Source organism: Paenibacillus sp. GbtcB18, assembly GCF_019091125.1.
GTDB lineage: Bacteria > Bacillota > Bacilli > Paenibacillales > NBRC-103111 > Paenibacillus_F > Paenibacillus_F chitinolyticus.
This window is the reverse complement of the sequence record NZ_JAGXJX010000926.1, coordinates 1-233: the sequence shown is the minus strand read 5'-3', so window position 1 is coordinate 233 and position 233 is coordinate 1. Positions and strand designations below refer to the sequence as shown.

The window sequence follows — 233 nt, the reverse complement described above, 5'->3', positions numbered from 1 at the left end:
TACTTTACCCAGCGCCATATAATCCCACACCGCGGCCCACGCCAAGCATGCCGACGAATCCACAAAATGAAGCCCCCGGGACGCATTCTCGTCCGGATCCGATACGACATTCAAATCCGTACAAGCGATGAGGACGGTATCGACCGCCTCGGCCAATTCGGGGCACAGCCGGTTCCATAGGACGGCGGGTTCGATGTTCTGCCCCTTTTTGATGAGGGGCAACAATTCATTTA

At 55.8% G+C, this 233-nt stretch carries 1 pseudogene; it reads right to left on the bottom strand.

Features of this window, described 5'->3' with window-relative positions:
- Positions 1 to 233 (bottom strand): annotated as a pseudogene (locus KVT34_RS31320) (amino-acid racemase); the annotation flags it as partial.